At 68.9% G+C, this 15,807-nt stretch carries 13 protein-coding genes; 7 read left to right on the top strand and 6 right to left on the bottom strand.

Annotated elements, in window-relative coordinates; all coding sequences use genetic code 11:
* Positions 1-50 precede the first annotated feature (50 nt).
* The gene (locus tag M673_RS18160; protein WP_061978118.1) at positions 51-1,838 is read right to left on the bottom strand and encodes a chloride channel protein; all 1,788 of its coding nucleotides are present in this window, start codon (positions 1,836-1,838) and stop codon (positions 51-53) included.
* A 557-nt stretch (positions 1,839-2,395) separates the two neighbouring features.
* Here M673_RS18160 and M673_RS25125 point away from each other — a divergent pair.
* Complete coding sequence (locus M673_RS25125; RefSeq protein ID WP_274534678.1) at positions 2,396-3,436, top strand: HWE histidine kinase domain-containing protein; 1,041 nt, start codon at positions 2,396-2,398, stop codon at positions 3,434-3,436.
* A gap of 383 nt (positions 3,437-3,819) precedes the next feature.
* Complete coding sequence (gene mqo / locus M673_RS18150) at positions 3,820-5,502, top strand: malate dehydrogenase (quinone) (protein ID WP_082639870.1); 1,683 nt, start codon at positions 3,820-3,822, stop codon at positions 5,500-5,502.
* 77 nt (positions 5,503-5,579) lie between these two features.
* On the opposite strand, the gene M673_RS18145 is transcribed toward mqo, so the two are convergent.
* The 5 genes from M673_RS18145 to M673_RS18125 form a co-directional block, all read right to left on the bottom strand.
* Entirely contained in the window at positions 5,580-5,771 is a 192-nt protein-coding gene (locus tag M673_RS18145) for a hypothetical protein (protein ID WP_061978115.1), read from the bottom strand.
* A 257-nt stretch (positions 5,772-6,028) separates the two neighbouring features.
* Complete coding sequence (locus tag M673_RS18140) at positions 6,029-6,820, bottom strand: DUF1684 domain-containing protein (RefSeq protein WP_061978114.1); 792 nt, start codon at positions 6,818-6,820, stop codon at positions 6,029-6,031.
* Positions 6,821-6,955: 135 nt separating this feature from the next.
* A complete protein-coding gene (locus tag M673_RS18135) occupies positions 6,956-8,413 on the bottom strand; it encodes an FAD/NAD(P)-binding protein (protein ID WP_061978113.1) in 1,458 nt (485 codons plus the stop codon).
* Positions 8,410-9,585, bottom strand: coding sequence for an FMNH2-dependent alkanesulfonate monooxygenase (gene ssuD / locus M673_RS18130; RefSeq protein WP_061978112.1), 1,176 nt, complete (start codon positions 9,583-9,585; stop codon positions 8,410-8,412). Before ssuD ends, M673_RS18135 begins: the two co-directional genes overlap by 4 nt.
* 44 nt (positions 9,586-9,629) lie before the next feature.
* A complete protein-coding gene (locus tag M673_RS18125; RefSeq protein WP_061978111.1) occupies positions 9,630-10,178 on the bottom strand; it encodes a flavin reductase family protein in 549 nt (182 codons plus the stop codon).
* Positions 10,179-10,707: 529 nt separating this feature from the next.
* On the opposite strand from M673_RS18125, the gene M673_RS18120 reads away from it, so the two are divergent.
* Genes M673_RS18120 through M673_RS18100 form a run of 5 tightly spaced genes read left to right on the top strand, consistent with a single transcriptional unit; the run spans position 10,708 to position 15,798 of the window.
* Complete coding sequence (locus M673_RS18120; RefSeq protein ID WP_061978110.1) at positions 10,708-11,511, top strand: MetQ/NlpA family ABC transporter substrate-binding protein; 804 nt, start codon at positions 10,708-10,710, stop codon at positions 11,509-11,511.
* A gap of 25 nt (positions 11,512-11,536) precedes the next feature.
* Positions 11,537-12,700, top strand: a complete 1,164-nt coding sequence (locus M673_RS18115; protein ID WP_061978109.1) for a methionine ABC transporter ATP-binding protein — start codon at positions 11,537-11,539, stop codon at positions 12,698-12,700.
* Positions 12,693-13,346, top strand: a complete 654-nt coding sequence (locus M673_RS18110; RefSeq protein WP_061978108.1) for a methionine ABC transporter permease — start codon at positions 12,693-12,695, stop codon at positions 13,344-13,346. Before M673_RS18115 ends, M673_RS18110 begins: the two co-directional genes overlap by 8 nt.
* Positions 13,343-14,554 (top strand): SfnB family sulfur acquisition oxidoreductase, encoded by a 1,212-nt coding sequence (locus M673_RS18105; protein ID WP_061978107.1) that lies wholly within the window; start codon positions 13,343-13,345, stop codon positions 14,552-14,554. The genes M673_RS18110 and M673_RS18105 overlap by 4 nt, the downstream gene beginning before the upstream one ends.
* The gene (locus M673_RS18100; protein ID WP_061978106.1) at positions 14,545-15,798 is read left to right on the top strand and encodes an SfnB family sulfur acquisition oxidoreductase; all 1,254 of its coding nucleotides are present in this window, start codon (positions 14,545-14,547) and stop codon (positions 15,796-15,798) included. Before M673_RS18105 ends, M673_RS18100 begins: the two co-directional genes overlap by 10 nt.
* Positions 15,799-15,807 lie beyond the last annotated feature (9 nt).

The following is a 15,807-nucleotide window of genomic DNA, read 5'->3' as shown; positions in this document are numbered from 1 at the left end:
TCGACCTGATCGGCGCGAGGCCTGTGGCTCGAAGCGCCCGGCGAATGGCCTCACGCCACGCCCGTCGCCTCGCGTCGGCGCAGGTCCAGTTCCTCGCTGTAGCGACGCAGCACATGGCTTTCGGTGAGGAGGCCGACGACACGTCCCGCCTCCGCCCCGTCCACCACGGCCAGTGCCTCGCTCTCGGTCGCTTCGAACAGGGCCATGGCCTCGCGCGCGTTCATGGAAGGGCGCAGCGTCGCGTCGGTGAAGCGAAGCAGGGTCGAGACCTCGGTGTCAAGATCGGTGAGCCCGTCGGCATAGGCATCGGGCACGAGTACGAGGCCGGCATAGGCGTCGCTGGCCGGGTCCACCGCCACAACGCGCTGCTGCGAGCCGAGCGGAAAGGAGCGGCGGAAGGATTTCAGCGAGAGGTCGGTCGGCACGGTGCGAAGATCCCGCCGCATCATGCGCCCCACCGTCAGGTTGCGGATCCAGCCCACATCGTGGGCGCTGCGGATGGTTTCGCCGCGCAGGTGAAAACGCCAGGTGGCGAAGGAATAGCCGAAGGTCCGGCGCACCGCGAGCGAGGTGGTGACGGAAGCCGCCAGCACCAGCGCGGCGATCGGAAAGTCCCCGGTCATCTCCAGCGCCAGGAAGGTCATGGTCAGCGGCCCGCCGACGATCGCGGTGGCGAGCGCGCTCATGCCGACCACGGCGAAGACCACGGGCTCGACGCCGGGTAGAACCGGGCCGGCGAGATCGGCGAAGAGCCGCCCCAGCATGGCGCCGAGAAACAGCGAGGCGAAGAACAGGCCGCCGCGAAAGCCGCTGCCGATCGAGATCGCCGAAGCCAGCGCCTTGAGCGCCAGGATCACCGCGAGCGAGGACAGCGACATGGCCGCGTCGATGCGAATTTCCAACGCGCCGTGCCCGGACGAGAGGACCTGCGGCGTCAGGAGCGCCAGGGCGCCGAGCAGAAGCCCGCCCGCAAAGGGGCGGAGCGGCTGGGGCAGCCTTGTATGGCGGAAGCCGCGTTCCACCAGCGTCACCCCTTGCATGATGAGAATGCCGAGCCCCGCCGCGAAGGCGGCCAGCACCAGCGCGGCGGGCCAGACAGAGGCCGGCAGGGCGCCCGGCGCCACGATCTCGACGAGATGCGGACTGTCCGACAAGAGGCGCGAAACGAACATGCCCGACAGCGCCGCCGCGACGACGGGCGCCAGCGCAGCCACGGCATAGGTGCCGATGATGAGCTCGAAGGCGTAGAAGGCGCCCGTCAGCGGGGCGTCGAAGGCCGCCGCGATGGCCGCCGCCGCGCCGCAGCCGACCAGCGTGCGCATGTCGCCGCGCCGCATCTCGAAGGCGACGCCGCAGCGTGAGGCGAGCCCGGCCGAAATCTGCGTATAGGCCGCCTCCAGCCCGACCGAGGCGCCGAACCCGTTGGACACGAGATTCTGCGCGACCACCACGATCCCGTCGCGAAACGACATGCGCCCGCCATGCAGGGCATTGGCCTCGATCGGATCGATCAGGGCGCGCGCCTTGCCGCGCGCCTGCCAGAACAGCATGAGACCGAGGATCGCCCCGCCCATCGCGGGCACCAGCGCCATCAGGGGCGAGGCCAGCGCCTGCGACCCGCTCAGCCGCTCGCCCGGCGCCAGCGCGAAGAAGGCGACATGCAGGGCTTGCGCGGCCGCCGAGATGCCCATGACGAGCAGACCCCCGCAGGCGCCGACGATCGCGGCCAGAACCACGAGCGCGATCTCCTCGCGCCGCACCAGCGAGCGAAAGCGACCCGGCGCGCGCGCCGTCGCCTCCGAAGCCGACACGTCGGCCGTGGCATTGGGAACCTTCATCTCCACGCCTGCCCGGCCTCCCCTCCCGCTCGCGCCTGTCCTGCCCAGCCACGTCTTGCCCAGTCCCATGGCCAAAGCGGGACGCGGGATCAAGCTCGGCGAGCATAAGGCGGCATTTCGGATGGAGACATGCCCCGATTTGCCCGCTGTGGCAGGTTCGCGTTTGGAGAAGCACGCGCCCCTCGCTTCGTCTCTTGCGCGTCTGACAAAACCTCCGGGCGCGAGATAGTCGAGGATTCTCGTTCGAGGGCGATAAGCTACGGGGGAAGACCCCACAAGGTCGTTTGGGACGCTCTTCCTCCCCGATCCGAATCGCCCGACCATCCTCCGGCCTGAAGATTTCGTCGGGCGCTTTTCGACATCCGGCCAACCGTGCCTCGCCCTTTCCTCCCCGCGATCGCCCCTCGCTGACGCACCGCACAGCGCGTGGGACCTTTTGCCGGGGACGCCCGTTAATCTGGCCTCGACGGGGCGGGCGCCCTCGCCTATCGTCCGGCCGCGCCATGGGAGGACTCGTCCTGCCCAAGGCCGACTGCGAATGCCCAGGAGTTTCGATCGTGAGCGACAACGCCCGGCCCAGCGTGGAAACGGAACTGGGCATTCCCACGGGCGGCAGCGAGGACCCGTTCGCCTCCGCCGTGCGCACCACGCGCATGCCCATGGTCGTCACCGATCCCAAGCAGCCCGACAATCCGATCGTCTTCTGCAACGACGCCTTCCTGCATCTCACCGGCTATTCCCGTGAGGAGATCCTTGGGCGCAACTGCCGGTTCCTGCAGGGCCCCGCCACGCGTCAGGCCGATACGCAAAGGGTGCGGGAGGCGATCGCGGCGCGGCGCTCGATCGAGGTCGATCTCCTGAACTATCGCAAGGACGGCACGACCTTCTGGAACGCGCTGCTCATCTCCCCCGTCTTCTCCAAGGGCGAGTTGACCTATTTCTTCGCCTCGCAGCTCGACGTGACCGAGCGCAAGCGGGCCGAGGAGCACAGTTTTCTCCTCAACCGCGAACTGAGCCACCGCGTGAAGAACACGCTGGCGACGGTGCAGACCGTGGTGTTGCAGACGCTGCGCGACGGCGCCGTTCCGGAGCGCGTCGCCTCCGCCATCACCGGCCGCCTGCAGGCCATCGCTCGCAGCCACGACGTCCTGACCGCCGAGGCCTGGGCCAGCGCCATGCTGGTGGACGTGATGCAGGGCGCGCTCGACCCGCTGCACGAGCGGGTGGGCGATCGCCTGCGCGTCGGCGGCCCGGACGTGCGGCTGAAGCCGCGCATCGCCACCATGCTCTCGCTCGCCATGCACGAGCTCGGCGACAATGCCTGGCGCCACGGCGCCCTGTCCAACGCGGACGGGCGGGTGGACGTGACCTGGACGGTGGGCGGCGGACGCTTCGCGCTGGAATGGCGGGAATCGGGCGGCCCCCCCGTCGCCCCGCCGACCGCCACCGGCTATGGCCGGCGCATCGTGGAGCGCGTGCTCGCGGCCGAGTTCGGCGGCAGTTCGCAGATCGACTTCGCCCCCTCCGGCCTCGTGTTCCGCCTGGAGGCGCCCTCAGTGGGGCTGGAGGTCGAGCGCACCGCCTGGACGCCGCCCTGACCGCTGGCCGGCCTTCCACGATCCCGAACGACTCACTGGACCGAGCCGATCAGGCTCCGGTTTCCTGACGCGCGCACGCCACTGCTCTTCGCATATGCGTTCCTTAGAGTTCTTCAAAGCATAGACGATATGCTGCAATGCGAGAAATTGGTATTCGATCTCTGGCGCCTGCGAAAGATGAATGTCTTTCCTAATAGTTAAGCCCTGCATGAGGCTATCTCTCGCCTTTCCGACTGGCGGAATGGCCGGATGATTGTCTAGGCCGTGCCTTTCCTATAACGGGACCGCAGAGCCATTCGGCCACACCGACAACGCATTCAGGTTTCATCGTGATCGACAACAACGGCCGCCCGTCCGCTGATCTTCTGCATCAAGCCCTTCCCATGAACCGACGGCAGGTTCTCGGCACCGCGCTGGCCGGCCTCGCGGTGGCGGCAATGCCGGGCGCGCCGGCGCTGGCGACCGCCGCCGCCTCCAAAGTGGACGTGCTTCTGATCGGCGGCGGCATCATGAGCGCCACGCTCGGCGTCTGGTTGCGTGAGCTGGAGCCCGGCTGGTCCATGCAGATGCTGGAGCGGCTCGACGGCGTGGCGCTGGAAAGCTCCAACGGCTGGAACAATGCCGGCACGGGCCATTCGGCCCTGGCGGAGCTGAACTACACGCCGGAAAAGGCCGACGGCAAGATCGACATTTCCAAGGCCGTGGAGATCAACGAGGCCTTCCAGATCTCGCGCCAGTTCTGGGCCTGGCAGGTGCGCAACGGCGTTCTGAAGAACCCGCGCTCCTTCATCAACCACACGCCGCACATGAGCTTCGTCTGGGGCGACGAGAACATCGCCTATCTCGAAAAGCGCTTCGAGGCGCTGAAGGCGAGCCCGCTCTTCGCCGGCATGAACTATTCCACCGATCCCGAGCAACTGCGCCAGTGGGTGCCGCTCATGATGCAGGGGCGCGATCCCCGGCAGAAGATCGGCGCGACCTGGACGCCGCTCGGCACCGACATGGAATTCGGCGAGATCACCCGCCAGTTCGTCTCCCATCTTTCCAGCCAGCCTGGCTTCGATCTCCAGACCTCCAGCGAGGTGGAATCGATCGAGCGCAACGGCGACGGCACTTGGCGCGTCACTTACAGCAATCTGAAGGACGGGTCGGAGCGCACGGTGGACGCGCGCTTCGTCTTCATCGGCGCGGGCGGCGGCGCTTTGCATCTCCTGCAGAAGGCCGGCATTCCTGAGGGCGAGGACTACGGCGGCTTCCCAGTCGGCGGTTCGTTCCTGGTGAACGAGAACCCGGACGTCACGATGCTGCATCTGGCCAAGGCCTATGGCAAGGCCTCGGTCGGCTCGCCGCCCATGTCCGTGCCCCATCTCGACACGCGCGTGCTCGGCGGCAAGCGCGTCATCCTGTTCGGCCCCTTCGCCACCTTCTCCACCAAGTTCCTGAAGGAAGGCTCGTATTTCGACCTTCTCTCCTCCGCCACGACCAGCAATGTCTGGCCGATGATGCGGGTCGGGATCGACGAATATCCCTTGGTGGAATATCTCGCCGGCCAGCTCATGCTCTCGGACGAGGACCGCATCGCGGCGCTGCGCGAGTATTTCCCGCAGGCAAGGGCTGAGGACTGGCGCCTGTGGCAGGCGGGCCAGCGCGTGCAGATCATCAAGCGCGACGCCGACAAGGGCGGCGTTCTCAAGCTCGGCACGGAAATCGTCTCGGCCAAGGACGGTAGCATCGCGGCCCTGCTCGGCGCCTCGCCGGGCGCCTCCACGGCGGCGCCGATCATGCTGAAGGTCCTGGAGAAGGTCTTCACCGATAAGGTCGCGACGCCGGACTGGCAGGCCAAGATCCGGCAGATCGTGCCGAGCTACGGCACCAAGCTGAACGACGACCCCGCGCGCGTCCAGGCGACCTGGGCCTACACGGCCGAGCATCTCCAGCTTCCGACGCCGCCACAGATCGACGTCGCCGCGCTCAAAAGCCCGGCCCAATTGATGACGCCCGCCAGCAATGCGCCGGTTGCCCCGGCCAACGCGGAGGCCAAGCCGGTCCACGACTTGGCACCCTGAGGCACGAAGCGCATCGGCCGGGGTGCGAAACCCGGCCGATGAAACAATGGCGGTTTGGACCGCCGATCGACGGGGGTTCAGACTTCGTCGGCTTCCTCGGTCGAGGTCAGCATCGTGTCGATCTCGTCCGCGATCACGTCGAGCTGCTCGCGCGTCGCCTTCAGTTCGAGCGTCGCGCCGGTCTCGTCCTCGATATGGAGCTGCGCGGACTGGCCGTCTTCGGCCGGCACGATGCGGAACTGCGCGAGCGTCTTGGTGGCATTCGCCATGTCGGGTCTCCTGTGTGGTGCTCGGAAACGCGTGAGGTGGCGCATGGCTCCGCCCAGCCGTGCGAAGACTCCGTGACAAGGCGACCCAGACGTTAGCTCCACACTCACTGCCGAACTGCCGGCGCGCGCGTCGTCTCGAATCTCGACCTCCGCGAAAGGGGACCAAGGCGGATTGGCGTCGAAGACCGCAAGCTTGGCGATGGCAGGGGTACTGCGGGCCAAGCCTCGTCCGCCTCCCCTACACATCGCCATGCCCATCAACCGTGATCGGGCGCGAGTTCTCCGGCCTCGATGCGGATCGGCAGGACGTTGCCGGGGGGCGGCAGCGGGCAGACCGCGAAGTCGGTGAAGGCGCAGGGCGGGCTGACGGCGCGGTTGAAGTCGAGAAGGATGGACGTCTTCGTCACCTCCTCGCCGAACAGGAAGCGGGCGGCCGGATAGGTTTCGCCGCCGCGCGCGGTGAGATCGCGAAACACGAACTGGGGGGACTCGGCCGTGCCGTGCGTCGCCAGTAACTCGTAGCGCTGCCCCTCCCGCTCGAACACGGCCTTATGGGTCGCCTCCACCTCGGTGCGAATGCTGCGGCTCGTGTCGATCTCGACCGAGTGGGGCGCTTCGAGGCGCACCCAGTCCGCCCTGATCCGCCAGGACGGGTCGAAGGGAAAGCTCGGCAGCGGCGCACGCTCCGCGCCGGCCGTCGAGGCCGTGTCGCGAACGCGCAGGGCGTTCTCCCCGTTCAGCGTCGTGACCTCCAGAAGCAGCGTCCCGGCGGTGAAGCGCGGCGGCTTCGACTTGCTGAGCGGCAGCGGGATCGGAGCGCCACGATCAGCGGGCGCGAAGGTGACATGGCCCTCGGCATCCTGCGTCAGCCGCCCGACCTCGTCCGGCCCCGCCGGGAGGACGATGTCGTTCGTCTCGGCCCGCCCGATGCTGACGCTGCCCTCCTCCAGCGGCGTGCGGCTGATGATGTTCAGCCAGCCGTCCGGCGCGGCGAGCGAGGCCAGGCGCCTCGCCTTCCAGGCTTCGTGCTCCGCTTCGAGATCGCTCATGACTATCCTTCCGGTCGAGAGGCGTCGGCGCACCAAAAGTCCGGCCCGCCCTGGCGTCGATATCGGGCGGGGAGACGCATCTTGCCATGGCGGCGACGAGGGTTTTCGATGGGCGATGACCTATCGTCCCTCGCCTCAGGCCGTGCGGCGCAGCGCGGCGGGATCGAACGGGGCCGTGTCGCCGTCGGCCGCCGGGCGCCCGACTGCCCGAACCAGTTCGGCCGCCAGATCCTCGGCATAGGCGGTCACCTGCGGCAGGCCCATCAGCTCGCCGAACGTACCGCGCGCCAGCGGGCCGGCGATGTAGAGGCCGGGCACAGGCGCGTCGTCCTTGTCCAGCGCCCGCCCGTCCGGTGCGGTGGAAAGCCCGAGGCCGACCCGGTCGAGGCGGACAAGGCCGGCGGCATGAAGCGAGGCGGCGGGGGCCTGATCGACGATCGTTCGATGGGCCGGACCCGTCGTGTTGACCACGATATCGAAGACATGGGTCTCGACCTCGGCCCGGTGACGCCGCCGCCAACGCAGCGCCAGCCCTTCGTGCGTGATCACCGAACCCTGAAGCGAGGCGGCGAGACGCTGGAGGCGGCCTTGCCCCTCCAGCCGGTCAAGCCTCGCCTCAACCTGCGGCGCAATGCGAAACCGATGCACGTCCCAGACGCTGCGCAGATGGCGCACGAGCCGCGCCCGCTCGCTCTCGGGCAGCGCCTGCCAGAGGGACTGGCCCTGTCCGCGCACGGCGTCGATCACGGCCTGCCAGGGCACGCCGTCGCGAGCGGCCTCGCCGATTTCGCGCCGGATGCGACGCAGCAGCGCCAGAGCGCTTCGTGCCGGCGGGTCGAGAAACTCGCCGCGCGGCTCGAGGGCCATCGGCGCGTGGCCGCGCGAGCGAAGGCCGCCGCGCGAGAGCGTGACGATCGGCCCGCGATGGCCGAGCCGGTCGAGCGTCACGACCACGTCGGCCGCCGTCAGTCCGTTGCCGACCACGAGAACCCGCGCGCCGAGCGCAACGTTCGCCAGCGCGTCGGCATCGTAGGGATCGGCCAGAAAGCCGGGCGCAAGAGCGATGGGGCGCAGGGCGGAGGGGACGGCGGGAAGCGGATGGGTGCAGGCGAGCGCCACGACGTCGGCAGCAAGCTCGGCGCCATCGCTCAGCGCGACGCGGAAGCCGCCCTCGGGGCGCCGCTCAATGCGCTCGGCCCACGCGCGGTGGTGGACGATCCGCCCCGCGCGGAGCATGGGCACCAATTGGTCGTGGACATAGCGGCCGAACAGGCCGCGCTGCGGAAAGGGCCGGCCCTGTTCGTCCTTGGCCTCGCCGTCGCCCGCCATCGCGCCAGAGGCCTCCAGCCAGCGCTCGAAGGCGCCTGGATCGCCCGTGTCGAGGCTCATGCGCCCGGCCGGCACGTTGATGCGATGCGTCGACTCGCCCGTGGAATAGGCAAGGCCCGCGCCGAGCACGGCGCGCGGCTCGACCACAGTGATGCGCCAATGCGCGGCATCCGCCCGCCGCGCCAGATGGTAGGCGAGCGCCGCGCCCGAAAAGCCCCCGCCGACGATGGCAAGGGTCGGCGAGGAGTCCGGGCTTCGCGTCACGACTGGCTGGCGAGCCGGGCTTGCGGGCGGCGGTCGCCGGCAATGCTCTCACCGAAAGGCCCGGTGTTGACGCTCGCCTGGCGCGAAGGGACGGCATGAGCCAGCGGCAGGCGCGGCAGAACCAGCTCGCCGAAGCGATAGGCCTCCTCCAGATGCGGGTAGCCCGACAGGATGAACGTGTCGATGCCCAGGCGTCGATACTCGTCGATCCGCTCGGCCACCGTATCGGGATCGCCCACCAGCGCCGTCCCGGCGCCGCCGCGCACCAGACCGACGCCGGCCCAAAGATTGGGGCTCACCTCCAGCTTGTCGCGCCGGCCGCCGTGCAACTGGCTCATGCGCGACTGGCCGACCGAATCCATACGCGCGAAGACCTTCTGCGCCTCGGCGATCGTGGTGTCGTCGAGTCGGCTGATGAGCTCGTCCGCCGCTTCCCAAGCCTTCTCGTTCGTTTCGCGCACGATGACATGAAGGCGGATGCCGAAGGAGAGCTTGCGGCCGCGCTTCTCGGCGAGCGCGCGAACCGTGTCCAGCTTCTCGGCCACAAGCGCCGGCGGCTCGCCCCAGGTCAGATATTTGTCGATCTCGCCGGCCGCGACCTCGTTGGCCGCTTCCGACGAGCCGCCGAAGTAGAGCGGGGGATAGGGCGCCTGCACCGGCGGGAAAAGAAGCCGCCCGTCCTCGATCGTGAAGTGCTTACCCTGGTGCGCGACGGTCTCGCCGGACAGGACGCGCTTGTAGATTTCCAGGAACTCGCGCGTCACCTCGTAGCGCTCGGAATGGCTGAGGAAGATGCCGTCGCCTTTGTTCTCCTGCGGATCGCCGCCCGTCACGACGTTGATGAGGAGCCGGCCGCCGGAGATGCGGTCGAGCGTCGCGGTCATGCGCGCGGCGAGCGTCGGCGACTGAAGGCCGGGGCGCACGGCCACGAGAAAGCGCAGCTTCTCCGTCAGCGGCGCCAGCGCCGAGGCGACCACCCAGGAATCCTCGCAGGAACGACCCGTCGGCAGAAGCACGCCGTAATAGCCGAGCTGGTCGGCCGCCTGCGCCACCTGCCGGAGATAGGGAAGGTCCACCGCGCGGCCGCCCTCGCTCGTGCCGAGATAGCGGCTGTCGCCATGGGTCGGCAGGAACCAGAGGACGTTGATCTTGTCGGGCGTCTCGAATGGCATGGTGGGGCTTTCGGCAAACGGGAAAGGGAGGCGGCGCGGGCGCGTCACTCGCCGGGCGCGACGCGGCCGTAGCGGCCATGGCTGTAGACCAGCGGCTCGCCGCCCGAGACGGCGACGGCACGCACCGTGCCCAGAATCAGTGCGTGGCTGTGCCGCTCGATGATCTCCTCGACCTCGCAGTCCACCGAGGCGACCGCGCCCACCAGGACGCCCGCCCCTGTTTCCAGGACGGTCCAGTCCGCGCCGAGATAGCGCTCCCGGCCCTTCACGCCGCCGCGCCCGGCGAAGCGGTCGGCGATGGGCTGCTGCCGCTGCGCCAGGAGATTGACGCAGTAATGGCCGAAGCGCCGGATCACCGGCCAGGTGGAGGATGACAGGTTGATCGAGACGATCATGGTTTCGGGATCGACCGAGAGCGAATGGGCGGTGGTTACCGTCGCGCCCGTGCGCTCGTCGCCGGTTCCAGCCGTCACCACCGACACGCCGCCGGCGAGATGGCGCATGGCGTCCTTCAGCACCGGTGCGGGAACCGCGCCGCCGAGGGACACGAGGCCGGGCGCCCGCGCGGTGAATGTCTGGGAAACGAGTGTCATGACGGCGTCCTCGCGTCTGCCTATCCTTGGAATGCTCCCAGCTTAAAACGCCGAGCCGTCCCCTCCGCAAAATAATATACCAAAGTTGTGGATTGAAGCGGATCGTCTGACCCGCGCGCGGCGCGGGCGAGAACGATCGTCCCAGCGCGGGACAGAACCGGGGCGAGTGCGGGGGCGACTGTCGGCTGCTCGATTGGGGGTGTCGCGCCATGGCACCACGACTCGTTCACCGGACCCGCCCGGCCTCGTCAATCGCCCGGTCGCCGCGCTTCGCCCGTGTCGCGGCATGCGGAACGGTTTTTCCCAAGCGGCGCTCGAAACGGCAAATCTATACTTCTTCTATGGACTGATAGAAATTACTCTGGGTTCAATCACGATCGGCGGGAAGCCCCAGCGCGGCCCGCCCTCTCAAACCCCAGCCGGCCGGACTTCGCAGCGTCGCGCCGCCCTTCGCAGGCCCTGCGCCCTGACCCGATCGACCACCCTTTCCGCCTCGTCCGATTTCCCTCTCCCTTCGAGACCTCGCCCCATGAAGACGCTTCTTTTCGCCGGCCTTGCCACCGCCGCCTTCGCTCTGCTTTCGCCGGCGCTGGCCGACCCGATCAAGATCGGCGTCACGCCCGGCGCCTATGCCGACTCCGTCGCCACCGCGGCCGAGGAAGCCAAGGCGCAGGGGCTCGACGTGGAGGTGGTGGAATTCTCGGACTGGACGACGCCCAACATCGCGCTGGCCTCGGGCGACATTGACGCCAACTATTTCCAGCACAAGCCGTTTCTCGACAACGCCATCACCCAGCGCGGCTACGACTTCACCGATATCGGCGTCGGCACGCTCGCCAATATCGGCCTCTACTCGCTGAAGCATAAGAGCTTCGATGAAATCCCGGAGGGCGGCTCCGTCGCCATCGCCAACGATCCGGTGAACCAGGGGCGCGGGCTTCTGCTTCTGGAAAAGGCAGGGCTCATCAAGCTGAAGGAGGGCGTCGGCTTCAAGGGCACGCTGGACGACATCGTGGAGAATCCCAAGAAGCTGACCTTCACCGAAGTCGAAGGGCCGCAGCTCGTGCGCGTCACGGGCGATGTCGATCTGGCGCTCGGCTACCCCCATTTCATCGTCGCCGCCAAGGCCTTCGATCCCGCGTCGGGCCTCATCTATTCCGGCATCGACGACCGGCAGTTCGCGATCCGCTTCGTGGTGCGCAAGGACCATGCCGACAATGCCGATCTGAAGAAGTTCGTCTCGATCTACCAGACCTCGCCGAAGGTCCGCGAGGCGATCGGCAAGGCCTTCGCGGACAATCCCAAGCTCTACACCATCGCCTGGCAGAACTGAGCGGCGCCTTGAGAGGGAACCGGCCATGACGGATGCGACCTGGATCTTCGAACGCGCCCGGCGCGAGGCCGACGCGGCGCCGCCCGCCCGCCGCCCCGGCGCGCCCTCGCCGGCCCTCGCGCCCCATACTGCCTTGAGCGCCGAGCTGCCGAAACGCCGCTCCGGCTCGGTGCGCCTCGAAGCGGTCGGCAAGAGCTACCGGAGCGCAGGCGGCACGGTGCGCGCGCTCGAAGGCATTGATCTCGACATTCCCGATGGCGGCATTTTCGGCATTATCGGGCGCTCGGGCGCCGGCAAGTCGAGCCTGATCCGCCTCGTCAACCGGCTGGAAGAGCCGACCGAGGGGCGCGTTCTGGTGGACGGAGAGGACATCGCCGCCCTGAACGGCGACGAACTCGTCGCCTTTCGTCGGCGCGTCGGCATGATCTTCCAGCACTTCAATCTTCTCTCGGCCAAGACCGTCCGGCAGAACGTCGCCTTGCCGCTTGTCGTCGCGGGCGTCGACAAGGCCTCGATCGCCCGGCGCGTGGACGAGGTGCTGCGCCTCGTCGGGCTGGAGGGGAAGGAGGACGCCTATCCCTCGCGCCTGTCGGGCGGGCAGAAGCAGCGGGTCGGCATCGCCCGCGCGCTGGTCAGCGATCCCGAAATCCTGCTCTGTGACGAGGCGACCTCGGCGCTCGATCCAGAGACGACGCTGCAGATTCTGGCGCTCCTGAAGGACATCAACCGACGCCTGGGCCTCACCATCATCCTCATTACCCACGAGATGAGCGTCATTCGCGAAATCTGCGACCGGGTGCTGGTGCTGGACAAGGGCGAGGTGGCCGAAACCGGCCCCGTCTGGCAGGTCTTCGGCGATCCCCGCCATGCCGCAACGCAGGCCCTTCTCCTGCCGCTCGCCCGAGGCCTGCCGGAGGATCTGGCCGCGCGGCTTCGCGCCGAGCCGGCGCCAAGCCTTTCCGGCGAGGCGATCGTCGAGCTGCGCTTTACCGGCGACCGGGAACCCGATCTCGGCGCCATCGCCGGCGCCTTCCCGCGCGGCGCGCGCCTTCTCGACGCCGCGCTCGACCGGATCGACGGCCACACCAGCGGCCGGGTCCTTCTCGCCGCGCGCGTTGCGGGCGGAGCGCCCCTCGGCGTCGAGCTATCCGACCTTGCTCCCCAATCGAGGATTCTCGGCTATGTCTGACGCCATGATCGCGCGCCTCACACAGGCCCTTCTCGACACGCTCGCCATGGTCGGCCTGTCGGCGCTGATCGCGCTTCTGGCCGGTATTCCGATCGCGTTGTTCCTGGTCCTTTCCCAGCCCGGCGGCATCGTGTCGGCGCCGCGCACCCACAAGGCCGTCGCCGCCGTTGTCAACGGCTTTCGCGCCACGCCCTTCATCGTGCTTCTCGTGGCGCTTCTGCCGCTCACCCGCTTTCTGACGGGTACGACGATCGGCGTTCCGGCGGCGATCGTGCCGCTCGCCATTTCGGCCACGCCCTTCTTCGCACGCATTGCGGAAGTCTCGCTGCGCGAGGTGGATGGCGGGCTGATCGAGGCGGCCCAGGCGATGGGCTGCCGACGCCGCCATATCGTGCGCCACGTTCTCCTGCCCGAGGCGCTGCCTGGGCTCGTCGGCGGCTTCACCATCACGATCGTCACCATGATCGGCGCCTCCGCCATGGCGGGCGCGGTGGGCGCGGGCGGGCTCGGCGATCTCGCCATCCGCTACGGCTACCAGCGCTTCGACACCACCGTCATGGCCGTGGTCATCGTCGTGCTCGTGGCGCTCGTCTGCCTCGTCCAGTTCGCAGGCGATTTCGCCGTCCGTCGCCTTCGCGCCCGATGACGGCGATGAGCGGGAACACACCCCTTCCTCCGCGCTGGATCGGCAGCGACGGCGAGGCGATCGAGGTCGCGACCGCGCTCGCAGCCGACTTCGCGCGTGATGCGCCCTTGCGCGATCGCGAGCGCCGCCTGCCCTTTGCCGAGATCGAGCGCTACACCGCGAGCGGTCTCGGGGCCATCACCATCCCGGCCGACCACGGCGGCGCCGATGTCTCCTTCGTGACGCTCGCGGAAGTCTTCGCGATCCTCTCGGCGGCCGACCCTGCGCTCGGCCAGATCCCGCAGAACCAGTTCGGCGTCGTCGCGCTCCTGCGCGACATCGGCACGCCGGACCAGAAGCGGCGCTTTTTCGCCGATGTTCTGGCCGGGCGGCGCATCGGCAATGCCGGGCCCGAGAAGGGCGGCGCCTCGATGCTGCACATGAAGACGCGGCTTCGCCAGACGCCCGAGGGGCTGCGCCTGTCTGGCCGGCGCTTCTATTCCACCGGCGCGCTGTTCGCGCACTGGATTCCGACCCGCGCGCTGGACGATGACGACAAGCCCGTACAGGTCTGGGTGCGGCGGGAGGATTTCGGCGTCGAGGTGATCGACGACTGGACCTCCTTCGGCCAGCGCACCACGACGAGCGGCTCGGTGGCCTTCACCGATGTTCCGGTCGAGCCCGGGAACGTCGTGCCGGTCCATGCCTTCGCGGACCGGCCGGGCCTTGCCGGCCCCGTGTCGCAGATCATTCAGGCGGCGATCGATCTCGGCATCGCGCGCGGCGCCTTCGCCGACACGCTTGCCTTCGTGCGCGAGCGCTCGCGTCCCTGGGTGGATTCCGGGGTGGAGCGGGCCGTGGAGGACCCGACGATCCGCCATTCGGTCGGCGCGCTCGCGACCTCGATCCACGCCGCCGAGGCGGTGCTGCGCGAGGCCGCCGAGGTGCTGGACGACGTGGCCGCCGATCCGGTCACCGAGCTTTCCAGCGCCCGGGCCTCGCTCGCCGTCGCCGAGGCCAAGGTGCTGACCACGGAAGCGGCGCTGGAGGCGAGCGAGGCCTTGTTCGACCTCGCCGGCTCGGCGGCGACGCGCGCCGGCCATAATCTCGACCGGCATTGGCGCAACGCCCGCGTCCACACGCTGCACGATCCCGTGCGCTGGAAGTTGCATCTTCTCGGCAACCACGCGCTGACCGGCGCCCTGCCCCGCCGCCATCAATGGAATTGAGACAGACCGCCTTGGACACGCGCCCCCTTTTCGAGCCACCCGCCGCGCCCCCTGTCGCTCCGGCTCATGTCATTGCGAGCGAAAGCGAGGCGCTGGAGATCGCCCACAACCTTGTCGCCGAATTCCGCGCCGGGGCGAGCGAGCGCGACCGCGAGCGCCGCTTGCCCTGGCCCGAGCTCGACCGCTTTTCCCAAAGCGGCCTCTGGGGCATCACCGTGCCGCGCACCTATGGCGGCGCGGGCGTCTCCAACGCGGTGCTGGCCGAGGTGATCGCGACGATCTCGGCGGCGGACGGCTCGCTCGGGCAGATCCCGCAGAACCATTTCTACGCGCTGGAAGTGCTGCGCGTCGGCGGCTCGCGGGAGCAGCAACAGGCCTTCTTCGCCCGTGCGCTCGCCGGGGAGCGCTTCGGCAATGCCCTGGCCGAGATCGGCGCGCGCGACTTCCAACGCCGCACCCGGCTGCTGCGCGAGGCCGAAGGCTGGTTCCTCGAAGGCGACAAGTTCTACTGCACCGGCGCGCTCTACGCCCATTGGATTCCGACCCTTGCGATGGCCGAGGAGGAGGGCGGGCTCGTTTCCCATCTCGTCTTCGTGCCGCGCGAGGCCGAGGGTGTCGAGGTGGTGGACGACTGGGACGGGTTCGGCCAGCGCACAACGGGCTCAGGGACAGTGCGCTTTCGCCGCGTGCGGGTGGAGCCGGACTGGGTCGTGCCCTTCGGCGCCTCGTTCGAGCGCGCCACGACGATCGGCCCCGTCGCGCAGATCATGCATGCCGCGATCGATCTCGGCATCGGCCGCGAGGCCTTCGCCGACATGCTCGCCTTCGTCAAAGCCCGCGCCCGGCCCTGGATCGATTCCGGCGTCGAGCGCGCGGTGGACGATCCGCTGACGATCCGCGAAGTGGGCGAGGTCCATGTCCGGCTTCGCGCCGCGGAGGCCCTACTGCGCCGCGCCGGGCGGATCGTCGACCGGGCGCAGGGCGAGATGACCGAAGACAGCGTGGCCGAGGCTTCGATCGCCGTGGCCGAGGCGCGCATCGCCACCACAAAGGCCGGCCTTCTGGCGGCGACCAAGCTGTTCGAACTCTCCGGCACCTCCTCGACGCTGGCCGAGGACAATCACGATCGCCACTGGCGCAACGTGCGCACCCACACGCTGCACGATCCCGTGCGCTGGAAATACCAGGCCGTCGGCCGCTACCATCTGACCGGCGAGCGCCCGCCACGCCACGGCGCCCTGTAGAGAAAGCCG

Origin of the sequence: Aureimonas sp. AU20 (assembly GCF_001442755.1) — a bacterium.
In the GTDB taxonomy this organism is placed as follows: Bacteria; Pseudomonadota; Alphaproteobacteria; order Rhizobiales; family Rhizobiaceae; genus Aureimonas.
The sequence above is the reverse complement of the archived record's forward strand: the minus strand, read 5'-3'. Positions and strand labels throughout refer to the sequence as shown.

Coding starts and splice junctions, on each gene's coding strand:
- M673_RS18115 (WP_061978109.1), top strand. CDS start 11,537: ATGACGGATGCGACCTGGATCTTCGAACGCGCCCGGCGCGAGGCCGAC.
- M673_RS18140 (WP_061978114.1), bottom strand. CDS start 6,820: ATGAGCGATCTCGAAGCGGAGCACGAAGCCTGGAAGGCGAGGCGCCTG.
- M673_RS18105 (WP_061978107.1), top strand. CDS start 13,343: ATGACGGCGATGAGCGGGAACACACCCCTTCCTCCGCGCTGGATCGGC.
- M673_RS18110 (WP_061978108.1), top strand. CDS start 12,693: ATGTCTGACGCCATGATCGCGCGCCTCACACAGGCCCTTCTCGACACG.
- mqo (WP_082639870.1), top strand. CDS start 3,820: ATGAACCGACGGCAGGTTCTCGGCACCGCGCTGGCCGGCCTCGCGGTG.
- M673_RS18100 (WP_061978106.1), top strand. CDS start 14,545: ATGGAATTGAGACAGACCGCCTTGGACACGCGCCCCCTTTTCGAGCCA.
- M673_RS18145 (WP_061978115.1), bottom strand. CDS start 5,771: ATGGCGAATGCCACCAAGACGCTCGCGCAGTTCCGCATCGTGCCGGCC.
- M673_RS18125 (WP_061978111.1), bottom strand. CDS start 10,178: ATGACACTCGTTTCCCAGACATTCACCGCGCGGGCGCCCGGCCTCGTG.
- M673_RS18160 (WP_061978118.1), bottom strand. CDS start 1,838: ATGAAGGTTCCCAATGCCACGGCCGACGTGTCGGCTTCGGAGGCGACG.
- M673_RS18120 (WP_061978110.1), top strand. CDS start 10,708: ATGAAGACGCTTCTTTTCGCCGGCCTTGCCACCGCCGCCTTCGCTCTG.
- ssuD (WP_061978112.1), bottom strand. CDS start 9,585: ATGCCATTCGAGACGCCCGACAAGATCAACGTCCTCTGGTTCCTGCCG.